A 14644-nucleotide genomic window follows, 5' to 3' on the forward strand; every position below is an offset into this window, starting at 1 on the left:
TGTCACGCAGGGGGTCGCGGGTTCGAGTCCCGTCCGTTCCGCCACTTATTGCATAAGCCCTGAGTTAACGCTCAGGGCTTTTTTGCACGTCGATGATTTTTATCTCCGGCTTGCATCGTCACAGTTACGCGGCCTATCCGCTATGCTATCCGTATCGGTAGTATGTTATTGCGTTGGTCGCATTAGTGCTGCCATGTATTGAAAGTCTACTATACAATCTCTATAACAGAAGCGTACCTTTGATCCATTAAAGGTGTTTGAGGTACTGGAATCTATAGCAAGGCGTGGCGTGCGAAAAAAAACATATGCGATGAGGTATGTAGCTGGTCAGCCGGCAGAGCGTATCTTTTCCCCCGGAACAATGCATCATCTGGAGCAAGTGCTGCCGTCAGGTCCACTGCTGCTGGAGAAAGATGTTTTACGCGTCATGGTGTGGAATATCTTTAAGCAGCAAAGAATGAACTGGCTTTCTGTTTTGCAGGACTTCGGCAGAGACGCGCAGTTGGTGCTATTGCAGGAGGCGCAAAGCTCGCCGGAGCTTATTCGTTTTGCAACCTCTAACTATCTTTCTACCGATCAGGTGCCGGCGATTATTTTGCCGCAACACCCTTCGGGCGTAATGACATTGTCCGCTGCTCAACCTATGTACTGCTGCCCGTTACGGGAAAAAGAGCCCTTGCTGCGGTTATCCAAATCGGCGTTGGTAACGGTCTATTCATTGCCCGACGGCCGCCAGTTGATGGTAATTAACATTCATGCGGTAAATTTCAGTTTCGGCGTTGAAGTGTACAGCAAGCAGCTTGAAACCATCGGAGAGCAGCTGATACACCATCACGGTCCGGTAGTCATGGCGGGGGACTTCAATGCCTGGAGTCAGCCTCGCATCAGGGCGCTTTATCGGTTTGCTACCAGGATGGCGTTACAGGAGGTGGGCTTTATTGACGACTACCGTCGCCGGGTGTTCGGTCGCCCTCTGGATTTTGTATTCTATCGGGATCTGACGGTGGTCCAATCTTCCATCCTGGTTACCCAGGCATCGGATCACAACCCCTTGCTGGTTGAGTTTCAGCTCAATAGCTGGAAATAAAACACGCCAACCATAAAAAAACTGCCATATAGGCAGTTTTTTAATCAGAAAGGCTTACGACTCTGGTTGGGTGTTTTTACTGACGTAGAGCGTCAGTCGATCGCCGGGCTGGATATTGGCATTTTTGTTGATTACCGTATTCCAGCGCATAACATCAGCGATATTTACACCATGACGCTTGGCAATGCTGGCAAGTGAGTCACCTTTACGAACCTGATAGGTGATTGACCCGCCTTTACCGCCGCTGCCATTATCAACGTCAGACACTTGAGCAACTTGCAAGGTTTGACCAACCTTCAGCGCATTTGCGCTACGCAGATTGTTCCAGCTTTGCAAATCTCTGGTGCTGACCTTCAACCGTGCGGCAATGGCGGATAACGTATCGCCAGCGCGCACCTTATACTGCGACTCCTGCGTTGACTGCGCCAGACGAGTTGGCTGGATCGCGGCGATATCGCTATCTGCCAGAGAATCCTTCAACTGCTCAACGTGAGCTTTCGGCACCATAATGTAGTGCGGCCCGTTAGGCGCGGTCACATTACGTTTGTAGCCCGAGTTATAGCTCTTCAGTTTGTTCAACGGCAGGCCAGCCATCTCAGCCGCTTGCGTCAACTGCATCTGCTGCCCGACTTCAACTCTGGCCAATGCACGGCTTTCGTTTGGTTTGGGCAGGCTAACGCCGTATTTTTTGCTATTCTTAAGTATATCGCTCAAGGCCAACATTTTTGGAACATAGATGGACGTTTCGCGAGGTAACGCCAATGCCCAGAAGTTCGTTGCTTTGCCTTGTGCTTTATTGGCTTTAATAGCCTTCATGACGCGGCCTTCGCCACTGTTATAGGCAGCGACGGTTAATAACCAGTCGCCGTCAAACATGTTGTTGAGGCGTTGCATCATATCCAGCGCGGCGGTCGTCGACGCGACAACGTCGCGGCGTCCGTCATACCACTGGTTTTGTTTCAAACCATAATTACGCCCCGTGCCAGGGATGATCTGCCATAGCCCTGCGGCATTGGCGGATGATGTGGCCTGAGGGTCAAAAGCGCTCTCCACTATGGGTAGCAGTACTAGTTCCATCGGCATCTTACGTTGTTTAATCTGCTCGACAATCCAGTACATGTACGGCTCTGCCCGTAATGTTACATCGTGGAGATAGCTCTTGTGTTTTAAATAACGCCTTTTTTGTTCGCGGATCCGGGCGTTTTCCGGAACCTCCATCTTCAGCTCGTCGCCAATAAAGTTCCACAGATCTCGTTGCGCGCCGCTGTCATCGTCCAGCCACCGCGCCGAGGTCTCTCGACCCTCTGCGTACCTTGCTGCTTCACTTTGACTTGCCGAAGACAGACTCTGTGCATGCTGCTTGGGTTGAGAGGTATCGTTAGGCGGTACCTGGCAACCAGCCAGCAAGACTGAGGCGATAAGTATCGCTTTAGCCTTCATATGTGTGTCAAATCGTTGCTTAAAAGACGAGCAATAATACTTTGATTAGGGGAGCAGCACAACATAAACCTTTAGAAGCCGTCTTTCTTGCTACGTAGCTGAGCAAATGCTTGCCAATTCTCCATGCTTTCAGGTTTTGATGATATTTTTCTTTTAAAATCAATATCATGGCATCTAAGAAAAAGGTTGATTTTTCGCTCCAGCCCCAGGGTCGTCGGCAAAGTAGACTGTGACTTTTCGCGTATCTGCCTGATTTTATGAAGGTAGGCCTTAATAGTGGGCTCTTCAGGCCAGACGGCGTGAGCGAATTCCAGATTCGCAAGGGTATATTCATGGGCGCAGCAGATTAGCGTGTCATCGGGTAGGTCGGATATTTTTTTAATTGAATCATACATTTGCTTTGGCGTGCCTTCGAAGATTCGCCCGCATCCGCCGGAAAAAAGGGTGTCTCCGCAGAATAAAAAAGGGCGGCTATAATAAGCAATATGTCCTGCTGTATGACCGGGAACGGCCAGCACGGAAAAGTCCGAATTTAGCAGCGACAGGGTATCTCCCTCTTCAACGACGGTCGTTGTGCCGCTTTTTTGGGTTTCCCGGGGACCAAAAACCGGCAGATGCGCATAATGTTCGACAATAGCGGCGACGCCCCCGACATGGTCGTGATGATGGTGAGTCAGCAAAATCGCCTCAGGCGTCAACCGATGTTTGCCAAGCGCGTCCAGCACCGGTTGCGCTTCGCCGGGATCGACGATGACACAGTGATTTTCTTTGTTACTCAATAACCAAATGTAGTTGTCCTGAAGTGCCGCAATACTGATAAGATTCATGGAGTACCTCGTTTTGTATCAGCCTGGGGAAGATAATAGAACATGAAGCCAGCACAAACATCTCAGACGGTTGCGGTTCCCGGCTCTTGGGATGATATCCCCGGAGGAAGATATTACCGCGAATCGCTTGAGAAGGCGCTGTCGCCCTGGTGGCCGAAGCTGTTCGGCTTTCATCTGTTGAAAATCGGGGCGTTGAGTGCGGCAACGGAGATAACGGAGTGCGCTATTGCGCATCAGGTCAATGTCGCGCCCGCCGGAGATAATATTCAGGTTATTGCCGATCCGCATCAACTGCCTTTTGCCGAGAAATCGGTTGATGCCTGTCTGCTGATACAAACGCTCTCCTATTCCGCCGATCCGCACCGCATATTGCGGGAGGTGGACCGTGTGCTGATTGACGACGGCTGGTTGATATTGAGCAGCTTCAACCCGGTGAGCCTGCTGGGGGTGGCAAAACTTATCCCAGGGTTAAACAGACGGCAGCCCTATTGCAGCCGCATGTTTACGCAAATGCGCATGATGGACTGGCTCGGTCTGCTGAATTATGAGGTGATCCATCACGCCAGCCTTCAGGTCACCCCATGGAGAAAAAACAGGGGAAAATTGAATAAACACCTGCCGGTATTCGGCTGCCTGTCGCTGATTATCGCGCGTAAGCGAACCATCCCCCTGAGCCTTACGCCAATGCGTGCCCGGCTTTGTAAAGTCCCTTTGCGGCGCACGGTCGGCGTGACGAAAATTTACCGTAGCTGAAAATCCGTTATTCGGGTTTATATCCGATATCATCCAGCGTTGGCGCGCTGGCGGCGCTGCGGGCAAGCTCGTCGCAGCGCTCATTCTCAGGATGGCCGGCATGGCCTTTCACCCATTCCCAGCGCAGCGTATGGTGCTGAATCGCCTGATCCAGGCGCTGCCAGAGATCGACATTTTTCACCGGTTTTTTATCCGCGGTTTTCCAGCCGCGCTTTTTCCAGTTGTGGATCCACTTGGTGATCCCCTGGCGCACATACTGGCTGTCGGTGCTTAACACCACCTCGCAGGGTGAGGTCAGGGTTTCAAGCGCGGCGATGGCGGCCATCAGCTCCATGCGATTATTGGTGGTCAACCGATAACCCGCACTCAGGGTTTTTTCATGCTGTTTATAGCGCAGCAAGGCGCCGTAACCGCCGGGGCCCGGATTACCGAGGCAAGATCCATCGGTGAAAATCTCTACCTGTTTAAGCATCTCTGGTAGACTCTTCCTTATGGTGAAAACGGCAAGTCTGACATAAACGAAAACGATGAGCACTGAAATTACGCGACAAATCGTCCTGGATACTGAAACCACCGGTATGAATAAACTGGGGGTTCACTACGAAGGGCACAAAATCATCGAAATTGGCGCTGTTGAGGTGATTAACCGTCGTCTGACCGGGCGCCACTTCCATGTGTATATCAAGCCCGATCGTCTGGTCGATCCAGAAGCCTATAACGTGCACGGCATCAGCGATGAGTTTCTGGCGAACCGGCCGACCTATGCGGAGATTGCCGATGAATTTCTCGACTTTATCCGCGGCGCCGAGCTGGTTATCCATAACGCGATGTTTGATATCGGCTTTATGGACTATGAATTCCGGATGCTCAATCGGGAAATACCCAAGACGGAAACCTTCTGCAAGATAACCGATAGCCTGTTAATGGCGCGTAAGATATTTCCGGGCAAGCGGAACAATCTGGATGCGTTATGCGATCGCTATCAGATAGATAACAGTAAACGAACGCTGCACGGCGCCTTGCTCGATGCCGAAATTCTGGCGGAAGTCTATCTGGCGATGACGGGCGGCCAGACATCGCTGGCGTTCTCGATGGAAGGGGAGACGCAACGTCAGGAGAATGAAAGCGAAAGCATTCAGCGCATTGTCCGTCCTGCCTCGGCGCTGAAGGTATTATACGCCAGCGATGAAGAGCTGCTGGCGCATGAGAAACGGCTGGATTTGATCGCCAAAAAGGGCGGAAGCTGTCTGTGGCGCGGTGAATAGTATCGCGGCGGCGAGGGAATAGACGTTCAGCTGAAATTATAAGCAAACAGAAGCGGTTAGTCATAAAAACCATTGACGTAATAGTAGCGCCATCTTAGTATTCACCCCGCTCGATGAGCACAGAGTGGAGCGGTAGTTCAGTTGGTTAGAATACCTGCCTGTCACGCAGGGGGTCGCGGGTTCGAGTCCCGTCCGTTCCGCCACTTATCTATTCCGGGATGTTCCTATACATCTCTGGATGAATGAAAACCGTATCGCTGTCAAAGGCATACGGTTTTTTTTCGTCTCTATGATATCCCTGACATAGCGGTGTATCCGGCGTAAAATGGCCCACGCGCCGGAAAGAGAAATTTCGTAGGCCATTTTTGTGGCACGCTATCCCTGACGGGGCCACCCTGACAAAATGAAAAAAACGCGGTACGAAACTAAAATCCGAACGTTGGTTCTTTTTATGAACTAAACTAAGATGACTTAGTCCGTTAGTTTGTCTGGAGGCGTTATGCAAACCGTGAACATTCATGAGGCGAAAACCCATTTATCCCGGCTGGTTGAGATGGCCGCGAAGGGAGAGTCCTTTATCATCGCCAAAGCCGGTAAGCCGTTGGTCAAAGTAACGGCATTAAGCGCGCCGGAGCCTCAGCAGGAAAGGCGGTTAGGGTTTATGGCGGGCAATATCAATGTGCCCGATGACTTTGACCGCATGGGCGAAGGGGAGATTGAGCAGCTTTTCGGCGGTGACAAATGAAATTTTTACTCGACACCCATGTGTTGCTGTGGGCGGCGGGCATGCCGGAAAAACTGTCTTCATCAACGGCGCGGTTGCTTGGTTCGCCGGAAAATGAGCTTTTTTTCAGCGTGGTCAGTCTGTGGGAAGTCGTCATCAAGCGCGGGCTGGGACGTGACGATTTTCAGGTCGATGCGCGACTGTTGCGCCGAGGGCTGCTGGATAATGGTTATAGCGAATTGCCTATCGCCAGCGAACATGTTGTCTTGGTCGAGAGTCTGCCTGCTGTTAACAAAGATCCATACGATCGCCTGCTGGTGGCGCAGGCGACAGTGGAAGGCATTACGCTATTGACCGCCGATGCGCTGGTTGCACAGTATCCCGGTCCGATACAGAGAGTCTGACGCTTTTCCTGGCGATTAAAAATCCCAATCCTCATCTTCGGTGTTTACCGCTTTGCCAATAACGTACGACGAACCGGAGCCTGAGAAGAAGTCATGGTTCTCGTCGGCGTTCGGCGAAAGCGCCGACAGGATCGCCGGGTTGACGTCAGTCATGCCGGCGGGAAATAGCGCCTCATAACCCAGATTCATCAGCGCCTTGTTGGCGTTATAGTGCAGAAATTTCTTCACATCTTCCGTCCAGCCGACGGCGTCATATAATTCCTGGGTATACAGCACTTCATTGTCATACAAATCCTGCAGCAGATCGTAGGCGAAGTTTTTCACCTGCTGCCGGCGGGCGGGGTCCGCCTTCGCCAGGCCCTGCTGGAATTTATAACCGATGTAGTACCCGTGTACCGCCTCATCGCGGATAATCAGCCGTATCAGATCCGCGGTATTGGTCAGCTTGGCGCGGCTCGACCAGTACATGGGCAGATAAAAGCCGGAATAGAACAGGAACGACTCCAGAAATACGCTGGCGACCTTTTTCATCAGCGGGTCGTCGCTGCGGTAGTGATTGAGAATGATGGCCGCTTTTTTCTGCAGCGACGGATTCTCCTCGCTCCAGCGGTAGGCGTCGTCCACTTCGCTGGTCAGGCACAGCGTGGAAAAGATCGAACTGTAGGAGCGGGCGTGCACCGCTTCCATAAAGCTGATATTGGATAAAACCGCTTCCTCGTGAGGCGTTACCGCGTCGGGCATCAGCGTCGGCGCGCCCACGGTGTTCTGAATGGTATCCAGCAGCGTCAGCCCGGTAAACACTCGAATGGTCAACTGCCGCTCCTGGGCGTTCAGCGTGCCCCAGGACGGAATGTCGTTGGATAACGGAACCTTTTCCGGCAGCCAGAAATTCGAGGTAAGCCGGTTCCAGACCTCCAGATCCTTGTCGTCTTCAATTTTGTTCCAGTTGACGGCCTGTACGCGCGTTAACGATGTCATGATCAAATTTCCTTCAGCGATAGCTTATAAGGCGCAGGAGACGCAGCCCTGAACTTCAGTGCCTTCCAATGCCATCTGCCGTATGCGAATGTAGTAAATGGTCTTGATGCCTTTGGTCCACGCGTAGATTTGCGCTTTGTTGATATCGCGCGTGGTGGCGGTATCACGAAAGAACAGCGTCAGCGACAGTCCCTGATCGACATGCTGGGTCGCCGCCGCGTAGGTATCGATAATCTTCTGCGGCCCGATCTCGTAGGCATCCTGATAATATTCCAGGTTGTCGTTGGTCATGTAGGGGGCAGGGTAGTAGACCCGGCCGATTTTGCCCTCTTTGCGGATCTCAATCCGCGACACAATCGGGTGGATGCTCGACGTGGAGTGATTGATATAAGAGATGGAGCCGGTAGGGGGCACCGCCTGCAGGTTCTGGTTATACAGCCCTTGCGCCATAACGGCGTCGCGCAGCGCGGCCCAGTCCTGCTGGTCGGGAATGGTGATTCCCGCCTGTTCGAACAGTTGGCGTACCCGTTCCGTGGCGGGTTCCCAGCGTTGTTCAACGTATTTGCTGAAGTACTCGCCGGAGGCGTACGTCGAATTCTCGAAGCCTTTGAAGCTCTGGCCGCGCTCTGTCGCCAGCTGATTTGAGGCGCGCAGCGCATGGTAGGCGACGGTGTAAAAATAGATATTGGTGAAGTCGATCGCTTCCTCGGAGCCGTAAAATATCCTCTCGCGGGCCAGGTAGCCGTGCAGATTCATCTGCCCGAGGCCGATAGCGTGCGATGCGTCGTTGCCTTTTTCAATCGATGGCACGGAACGGATATGGCTCATATCGGAGACGGCGGTCAGCGCGCGGATCGCCATTTCCACCGTGAGGCCGAAGTCCGGCGACGACATCGCCTTGGCGATATTCAGCGATCCGAGATTGCAGGAAATATCTTTACCGACGTGGCGATAGCCAAGGTCTTCATCGTATAGGCTGGCGTCATTGACCTGCAAAATTTCCGAGCACAGGTTACTCATATTGATGCGGCCCTGAATCGGATTGGCGCGATTTACCGTATCCTCGAACATCATATAGGGGTAGCCGGACTCAAACTGGATCTCCGCCAGGATCTGGAAGAACTCCCGCGCCTTGATCTGCGACTTGCGGATCCGTTTGTCGTTCACCATCTCATGGTATTTTTCCGTGACGCTGATTTCCGACAGCGGAACGCCGTACACCTGTTCGACATCGTACGGCGAGAACAGGTACATCACCTGGTTGTTTTTCGCCAGTTGGAAGGTAATGTCCGGTATCACCACGCCAAGCGACAGCGTTTTGATGCGGATTTTTTCATCGGCATTTTCCCGCTTGGTGTCGAGGAAACGCAGAATATCGGGATGGTGGGCGTTGAGGTACACCGCCCCGGCGCCCTGGCGCGCGCCCAGCTGGTTGGCGTAGGAGAAGGCGTCCTCCAGCATTTTCATCACCGGGATGATGCCGGATGACTGGTTTTCGATTTTTTTTATCGGCGCGCCGGTTTCGCGGATATTGGTGAGCATAAACGCCACGCCGCCGCCGCGTTTGGAAAGCTGCAGCGCGGAGTTGATGGCGCGGCCAATCGACTCCATATTGTCTTCAATACGCAGCAGAAAACAGGAAACCAGCTCGCCGCGCTGTTTTTTCCCGCAGTTGAGAAAGGTGGGGGTGGCGGGCTGAAAGCGTCCGCTGATGATCTCCTCCACCAGCGCGCCGGCGAGTTCGGTATTGCCGGCGGCCAGCGTGAGCGCCACCATGCAGACGCGGTCTTCGTAGCGTTCCAGATAGCGTTTGCCGTCAAAGGTCTTCAGCGTATAGCCGGTGTAGTATTTGAACGCGCCGAGGAAGGTTTGAAAGCGGAATTTATGGCTGTAGGCCTGCTGAAAAAGGCTTTTGATAAAGGTGAAGGCGTATTGGTCCAGCACCGCGGCTTCGTAATAGTTTTCTTCCACCAGATAGCGCAGCTTCTCTTCCAGATTATGGAAGAACACCGTGTTCTGATTGACGTGCTGTAAGAAATAGCGCCGCGCCGCCAGCTTGTCCTGTTCGAACTGGATGTGCCCCTCGGCGTCGTAGAGGTTCAGCATGGCGTTCAGCGCATGGTAATCCAGCTCGGTATTGGCTGGTTTAGCGATCACGGATTCTGTTGTTGCCAAAATTCGGTTACTCCCTTTCGCACGTTTGCCACGTCTTCTGGCGTACCCAGCAGTTCGAAGCGATATAGATAAGGCACCCGGCACTTTTGCGCGATGATGTCGCCGGCCAGGCCGTACGCCGCGCCAAAATTGGTATTGCCCGCCGCGATGACGCCGCGCAGGTAGTCGCGGTTTTGCCGATCGTTGAGAAACAGGATCACCTGACGGGGCACCGCGCCTTTAGCGCTTCCCCCGCCATAGCTGGGAACCACCAGGATATAGGGTTGATCCAGTTTCAGTGCGGGCCGCTCAGTCGCTATCGGAATGCGCAGGGCCGGCAATCCAACCCTGGCGATAAAGCGATGGGTGTTCTCCGACTGGCTGGAAAAGTAGACCAGCGGGTTCATTTCACCCCCTCACTGCAACTGCAGGGACTGCTGCAGCGTACTGATTTTGTCCGGACGGAATCCGCTCCAGTGGTCGTTAGCCGTCATCACCACCGGCACCTGTTGATAGCCCAACGCTCTTACCTGCTGTAACGCCTGTTCGTCTTCCGTTAAGTCCACCAGTCGATAGTTGATTCCCTGTTTATCCAGCGCACGGCATGTGGCATTGCATTGCACACAATCTGGTTTGGTGAAAATAGTAATACGCATGATTCGTATTTACCCTTTGGCGTGAGAGAAGTGTTTCGAAACGGCTATCTTCAGGGCTTACGCACCCGGACCGATTCCACGATGTAGCCACCATTAGTGATGAACTTACGCCTTGAATACTAGATGTAGGTGTTTTAAATTTCAACCATACAATATATAGGATTTATGCGCGAGCTTATGCAAACGGCTGCTAACCCAGACGGCGTAAGGGGAAAAATAAAAACAAGTAAAAAAATAATTTTTAAAGGGCGGGAAGGGCGACCGTTATTCCGAGGTTTTTTTCAGCAGAGTAGGTGGTGAGAGGAAGGGAGCCGCGCTCCCTTCCTCGGACATTACAGTTCCGGCAGATTTCTGCCGTAATAAATTTCCTGCATCTCGTGATACAGCAAATCGGTGATTCGTTTACGCTCTTCAGCGCTCAAGGCGTTGGGATCGACGTTGAACAGGTAATGCTTCAGGTCGAAATCTTTCAGCAACATCTTGGTGTGAAACATATTTTCCTGATAGACGTTCACATCCATCAGGTGATATAGCGATTTCATGTCTGCCGACATGAAGTTCTGGATCGAGTTGATCTGGTGGTCGATAAAGTGCTTTACGCCGTTAATATCGCGGGTAAAGCCCCTGACGCGGTAATCGATGGTGACGATATCCGATTCCAACTGGTGGATGAGGTAGTTAAGCGCCTTCAGCGGGGAGATAACGCCGCAGGTGGACACCTCAATATCGGCGCGGAAGGTACAGAGTCCGCCCTCGGGATGGCTTTCCGGATAGGTGTGCACGCAAATATGACTTTTATCCAGATGGGCGACCACCGAGTTGGGCAACGGCCCCGGATGTTCGGAATTGTCGACGTCGCGGGGATCTATCGGCTCTTCACTGACCAGAATGGTCACGCTGGCGCCCTGCGGCTCATAGTCCTGACGGGCGATATTCAGAATATTGGCGCCGATGATCGAGCAGGTTTCACTCAGGATCTCGGTCAGCCGGTTAGCGTTATACTGTTCATCAATATAGGCGATGTAACCGTCACGCTCATCGGCCGTTCTGGTGTAACAGATATCGTAGATACAAAAACTCAGGCTTTTGGTCAGATTATTAAAGCCGTGCAGTTTCAGCTTGTGCAATTTAAGTCACCCCCTTATGGATGCGGAATCAATGCGATAGCGCATTCAGTAAATATTGCGGCAGCGCGAAGCTACCCGTGTGAACGGCCGGATTGTAATAACGGCACTCAATACCCGAGGCGTTAAAACGTTGTTGCAACGTCTCGGTGGTTATCTGGCGCAGCGACGGCGCGTTGCTGGCCCAGGCAAAGGTCATGATGCCGCCGTAATAGGTGGGGATCGCCGCCTGGTAGAATGTGACGTCGCTAAAGTAGCGGCCGAGTTTTTTGTGGCTGTTGACGGCCTCGTCCTGTTGCAGAAAGCACACCCCGTTCTGCGCGACGAAGACGCCGCCTTCGTTCAGACAGCGGGCGCAGCCCTGGTAAAAATCGGAGGTGAACAGGCTTTCGCCCGGCCCGATGGGATCGGTGCTGTCGGAAATGATGACGTCGAATTTTTCCGTACAGCGATTAACGAACTTCACCCCGTCATCAATCACCAGATTAAAACGCGGATCGTCATAGGCGCCGGCGTTATGATTGGGCAAATACCGTCGGCAGAATTCCACCACGCCGGCATCAATTTCCACCATGGTGATATGCTCAACGCCGGCGTGTCGGCTGACTTCGCGCAGTATGCCGCCGTCGCCTCCGCCGATAATCAGCACGCGTTTGGCCCGACCGTGCGCCAGCAGCGGAATATGGGTCAGCATTTCGTGGTAGATGAATTCGTCGCGCTCGGTGGTCTGAACCACGCCGTCCAGCGCCATGACGCGGCCTAAGGCGGCGTTTTCAAAGATGATCAGATCCTGATGGTCGGTCTTTTCGTGATATAGCACCCGCTTAATGGCAAAGTACTGACCGAAGTTGGCATGCAGGGTTTCATACCAAATTTCTTTCTGGGACATGTTAGGGCTTCCTCCGCGATAACAGCCATGAAAATTGGCGCGCCATGATAGCGAACTCTCGCGGCGCTTGCACGGTCAAATTTCATTCAGTGCGCGGGAGGAGGGGAATTACGGCGCGTAGGCAAGTAAACCGAGTGAGTTACGGGCCAGCGCCTGGCATTTTTTGGCCGTGGGGATGGCGATTTTACTCAGGTCCCGATAGCTGTCCTCTCCCAGTACGGTCATATTGAACGCGCCGTAATTGCTGAGATCCCAACGATTTTGCCGGGCGAAAGCCAGCAGCGTCTGACGAATCTGCTCGTTGGGAAGGTCCTGATAACCGCAGTTGTTTTTCAGATAAACGAAAACCGCAGTTAAATCGGCGAGATCTTCCGCTTCAAATTCATTCAGCGCCTTGCTGGCGGAGGAGAAGCTCATCAGGCTCAGCAGGAACAGCGCCAGCGCAGAGTTTTTCATGGTTAAATTCATTCCGGTTATCGTCAGGAGACGTTATCACAATTGTAGATCACCTGACCAAATTTTCTTGTCGCGTTGTTTTCGCCAGGCAGGGCGGTCAAGCGCGGAGGTTAGGTTAATAAATATCTGATATTCGGATGATATACCCGTCATACTTCAAGCTGCAGATGCGTTGGCTGCATTACTCGGCCCCTCCCTGGGCCTCGCCCCGTTGGGGCCGCTGCAAGCAGCGTTCAAATCTGCTCCTGGCAGATTTGTCAGTCACCCGAATCACTTACTTGAGTAAGCTCATCGGGATTAAATGAGAGACATCCTGTCTCTCACCGGAGGCCAGCCGTTGGCTGGTCAAATTCGTTCCCGACGAATTTGTCCTTCCCTTGCCGCCTTCCTGCAACTCGAATTATTTAGGGTATAGATTCATTCCAGCCCGCAATATAATGCATGGCGGAGAGCGTGATTATGGCGGCGGGGCTTTTGATTTACCGGCGATACCGAATAAACGCGGCGAATTTCCGGCTTAATACGGTGCTGAAAAATAAACCATGACAGATGTAACCGATGTACTGGCGATTAATAACCTGATCTGCCGTTATCCGCCGCGTAAAGAAAAGGAGGGGGCGGCGCTGCAAAACCTTTCCCTGACGGTTCGGCAGCGGGAAATTGTTTGCCTGCTCGGCGCCAGCGGCTGCGGCAAGACCACGCTGCTCAAAGCGGTGGCGGGGTTGCTTCCGGTGGAGAGCGGGTCGATAGTGGTCGCCGGTCAGACGGTGAGCGACGGTGAGCGGACCGTCGCGCCGGCGTTGCGTCAGGTTGGGCTGATTTTTCAGGATTGCGCGTTGTTTCCGCACCTGACGGTGGCGCAAAATATTGCCTTTGGGCTGAACGGTCAGTCTCAGGAAGCGATAGCCCGCGGCGTTGAAGAGATGGCGGCGCTGTTGCATCTGGTCGGGCTGGAGGACCGCTATCCGCACCAGCTCTCCCGTGAGCGGCAGCAGCGGGCGGCTATCGCCCGGGCGCTGGTCCGCAAGCCGAGCGTACTGCTGCTTGATGAGCCTTTCTCCAATATGGACAGCCAGGTGCGCGATACGCTGATTAACGAGCTGCGCCCCATCCTTAAATGGCAGCAGGTCGCCGCCGTCCTTGCGACCCGAAGCAAGGAAGCGGCCTTTGCCTTCGCCGATCGGCTGGCGGTAATGGACAACGGAGCCATTGTACAGGAGGGCTATGCGGCAACGCTTTATCAGCGGCCCGGCAGCCGTTTGGTCGCGGACTATCTGGGCAGCGGCAACTATCTGCCGGTTAACATCCTCAGCGATCATCAGTGGCGGAGTCTTTTTGGCGATCACCACGCCGCGCACCCGCACGGGCAGCCTATCGGTTCTCACTGCGACTGGCTGGTTCGTCCGCATGATATTGCGCTGGCGCTCGATCCCAAAGGCGAGGCGGAGGTCGAGGATCGGCTGTTTATGGGCACCTTGAACCATTATCGCATCAGGTTGGACGACCATATCATCCAGGTACAGAGCAGTACCTGGTTTGAGCCGGGGCAACCGGTCAGGTTAAGTATAAAAACCGAACAACCGCTCCTGTTTCCCCGCGTATAGCCGTCCTTGGTGTTATAACCCGGCGGGTTTGGGGACTTCGAGGTATTCGCCGTTGATGGTGCGTTTGTAATAGGCGCCGTTTTTCACATAAAAGCGTTCGCCGTTCATGTCCACCACGGTCATGCCGACCTGGGTTATGCGGAGGCCGCAATGGGCTTTACGCAAATTTATTCCGTGACAACGCAATCCTGCATATCCGTTAACAATTAGCGGCATCATGGCCGTGGCCGACAGGGATGGGGCTGGCCCGCGCTTTCTGATATACTGCGCGCCCTTAGGCGCT

17 protein-coding genes and 1 tRNA gene are annotated in these 14644 nt (G+C 53.3%); 7 read left to right on the forward strand and 11 right to left on the reverse strand.

Annotated features, from left to right (window positions below):
* Nucleotides 1-289: 289 nt before the first annotated feature.
* Complete coding sequence (locus DDT56_RS19565) at nt 290-1087, forward strand: endonuclease/exonuclease/phosphatase family protein (protein WP_136168080.1); 798 nt, start codon at nt 290-292, stop codon at nt 1085-1087.
* Between the two features lie 54 nt (nt 1088-1141).
* Here the strand turns inward: DDT56_RS19565 and mltD are convergent, their stop codons facing one another.
* Together mltD and gloB are read right to left on the reverse strand one after the other, a co-directional pair.
* Nucleotides 1142-2527: a murein transglycosylase D gene (gene mltD / locus DDT56_RS19570; RefSeq protein ID WP_136168081.1), complete on the reverse strand. Its 1386-nt coding sequence runs from the start codon at nt 2525-2527 to the stop codon at nt 1142-1144.
* Nucleotides 2528-2598: 71 nt separating this feature from the next.
* Nucleotides 2599-3354, reverse strand: coding sequence for a hydroxyacylglutathione hydrolase (gloB, locus tag DDT56_RS19575; RefSeq protein ID WP_136168082.1), 756 nt, complete (start codon nt 3352-3354; stop codon nt 2599-2601).
* 42 nt (nt 3355-3396) lie between these two features.
* On the opposite strand from gloB, the gene DDT56_RS19580 reads away from it, so the two are divergent.
* A complete protein-coding gene (locus DDT56_RS19580) occupies nt 3397-4107 on the forward strand; it encodes a class I SAM-dependent methyltransferase (RefSeq protein ID WP_136168083.1) in 711 nt (236 codons plus the stop codon).
* 7 nt (nt 4108-4114) lie between these two features.
* Here the strand turns inward: DDT56_RS19580 and rnhA are convergent, their stop codons facing one another.
* Complete coding sequence (rnhA, locus tag DDT56_RS19585; protein ID WP_168197652.1) at nt 4115-4681, reverse strand: ribonuclease HI; 567 nt, start codon at nt 4679-4681, stop codon at nt 4115-4117.
* On the opposite strand from rnhA, the gene dnaQ reads away from it, so the two are divergent.
* From dnaQ to DDT56_RS19605, 4 genes are all read left to right on the forward strand, one after another.
* Nucleotides 4635-5372: a DNA polymerase III subunit epsilon gene (gene dnaQ / locus DDT56_RS19590; RefSeq protein WP_136168084.1), complete on the forward strand. Its 738-nt coding sequence runs from the start codon at nt 4635-4637 to the stop codon at nt 5370-5372. The two genes, rnhA and dnaQ, sit on opposite strands and share 47 nt — an antisense overlap.
* A gap of 126 nt (nt 5373-5498) precedes the next feature.
* Nucleotides 5499-5575, forward strand: a tRNA-Asp gene (locus DDT56_RS19595).
* A gap of 296 nt (nt 5576-5871) precedes the next feature.
* Entirely contained in the window at nt 5872-6117 is a 246-nt protein-coding gene (locus DDT56_RS19600; protein WP_136168085.1) for a type II toxin-antitoxin system Phd/YefM family antitoxin, read from the forward strand.
* Nucleotides 6114-6500, forward strand: coding sequence for a type II toxin-antitoxin system VapC family toxin (locus DDT56_RS19605; RefSeq protein ID WP_136168086.1), 387 nt, complete (start codon nt 6114-6116; stop codon nt 6498-6500). Before DDT56_RS19600 ends, DDT56_RS19605 begins: the two co-directional genes overlap by 4 nt.
* A gap of 15 nt (nt 6501-6515) precedes the next feature.
* Here the strand turns inward: DDT56_RS19605 and nrdF are convergent, their stop codons facing one another.
* The 7 genes from nrdF to DDT56_RS19640 form a co-directional block, all read right to left on the reverse strand.
* On the reverse strand, nt 6516-7478 hold the full coding sequence (nrdF, locus tag DDT56_RS19610; RefSeq protein ID WP_136168087.1) for a class 1b ribonucleoside-diphosphate reductase subunit beta: 963 nt from the start codon (nt 7476-7478) through the stop codon (nt 6516-6518).
* 24 nt (nt 7479-7502) lie between these two features.
* Entirely contained in the window at nt 7503-9653 is a 2151-nt protein-coding gene (nrdE, locus tag DDT56_RS19615; protein WP_136168088.1) for a class 1b ribonucleoside-diphosphate reductase subunit alpha, read from the reverse strand.
* Entirely contained in the window at nt 9632-10039 is a 408-nt protein-coding gene (gene nrdI / locus DDT56_RS19620) for a class Ib ribonucleoside-diphosphate reductase assembly flavoprotein NrdI (RefSeq protein ID WP_009111785.1), read from the reverse strand. The genes nrdE and nrdI overlap by 22 nt, the downstream gene beginning before the upstream one ends.
* A gap of 9 nt (nt 10040-10048) precedes the next feature.
* A complete protein-coding gene (gene nrdH, locus DDT56_RS19625; protein ID WP_136168089.1) occupies nt 10049-10288 on the reverse strand; it encodes a glutaredoxin-like protein NrdH in 240 nt (79 codons plus the stop codon).
* A 332-nt stretch (nt 10289-10620) separates the two neighbouring features.
* Nucleotides 10621-11415, reverse strand: a complete 795-nt coding sequence (gene speD / locus DDT56_RS19630) for an adenosylmethionine decarboxylase (RefSeq protein WP_136168090.1) — start codon at nt 11413-11415, stop codon at nt 10621-10623.
* Nucleotides 11416-11443: 28 nt separating this feature from the next.
* Nucleotides 11444-12301, reverse strand: coding sequence for a polyamine aminopropyltransferase (speE, locus tag DDT56_RS19635; RefSeq protein ID WP_136168091.1), 858 nt, complete (start codon nt 12299-12301; stop codon nt 11444-11446).
* A gap of 108 nt (nt 12302-12409) precedes the next feature.
* On the reverse strand, nt 12410-12757 hold the full coding sequence (locus DDT56_RS19640) for a YacC family pilotin-like protein (RefSeq protein WP_136168092.1): 348 nt from the start codon (nt 12755-12757) through the stop codon (nt 12410-12412).
* Between the two features lie 542 nt (nt 12758-13299).
* Here DDT56_RS19640 and DDT56_RS19645 point away from each other — a divergent pair.
* The gene (locus tag DDT56_RS19645) at nt 13300-14361 is read left to right on the forward strand and encodes an ABC transporter ATP-binding protein (RefSeq protein WP_136168093.1); all 1062 of its coding nucleotides are present in this window, start codon (nt 13300-13302) and stop codon (nt 14359-14361) included.
* Nucleotides 14362-14373: 12 nt separating this feature from the next.
* Here DDT56_RS19645 and DDT56_RS24430 read toward each other — a convergent pair whose 3' ends face one another.
* Nucleotides 14374-14526, reverse strand: a complete 153-nt coding sequence (locus DDT56_RS24430; RefSeq protein WP_168197653.1) for a hypothetical protein — start codon at nt 14524-14526, stop codon at nt 14374-14376.
* Nucleotides 14527-14644 lie beyond the last annotated feature (118 nt).

The sequence above is a fragment of the Brenneria corticis genome, assembly GCF_003115855.1.
Classification (GTDB): Bacteria; Pseudomonadota; Gammaproteobacteria; order Enterobacterales; family Enterobacteriaceae; genus Brenneria; species Brenneria corticis.

Excerpts from the sequence above, each read along its gene's own strand:
- DDT56_RS19640 (WP_136168092.1), bottom strand. The coding sequence starts at position 12,757 with ATGAAAAACTCTGCGCTGGCGCTGTTCCTGCTGAGCCTGATGAGCTTC.
- DDT56_RS19600 (WP_136168085.1), top strand. The coding sequence starts at position 5,872 with ATGCAAACCGTGAACATTCATGAGGCGAAAACCCATTTATCCCGGCTG.
- DDT56_RS19605 (WP_136168086.1), top strand. The coding sequence starts at position 6,114 with ATGAAATTTTTACTCGACACCCATGTGTTGCTGTGGGCGGCGGGCATG.
- mltD (WP_136168081.1), bottom strand. The coding sequence starts at position 2,527 with ATGAAGGCTAAAGCGATACTTATCGCCTCAGTCTTGCTGGCTGGTTGC.
- nrdI (WP_009111785.1), bottom strand. The coding sequence starts at position 10,039 with ATGAACCCGCTGGTCTACTTTTCCAGCCAGTCGGAGAACACCCATCGC.
- speE (WP_136168091.1), bottom strand. The coding sequence starts at position 12,301 with ATGTCCCAGAAAGAAATTTGGTATGAAACCCTGCATGCCAACTTCGGT.
- nrdF (WP_136168087.1), bottom strand. The coding sequence starts at position 7,478 with ATGACATCGTTAACGCGCGTACAGGCCGTCAACTGGAACAAAATTGAA.
- dnaQ (WP_136168084.1), top strand. The coding sequence starts at position 4,635 with ATGAGCACTGAAATTACGCGACAAATCGTCCTGGATACTGAAACCACC.
- DDT56_RS19645 (WP_136168093.1), top strand. The coding sequence starts at position 13,300 with ATGACAGATGTAACCGATGTACTGGCGATTAATAACCTGATCTGCCGT.
- DDT56_RS19580 (WP_136168083.1), top strand. The coding sequence starts at position 3,397 with ATGAAGCCAGCACAAACATCTCAGACGGTTGCGGTTCCCGGCTCTTGG.
- nrdH (WP_136168089.1), bottom strand. The coding sequence starts at position 10,288 with ATGCGTATTACTATTTTCACCAAACCAGATTGTGTGCAATGCAATGCC.
- gloB (WP_136168082.1), bottom strand. The coding sequence starts at position 3,354 with ATGAATCTTATCAGTATTGCGGCACTTCAGGACAACTACATTTGGTTA.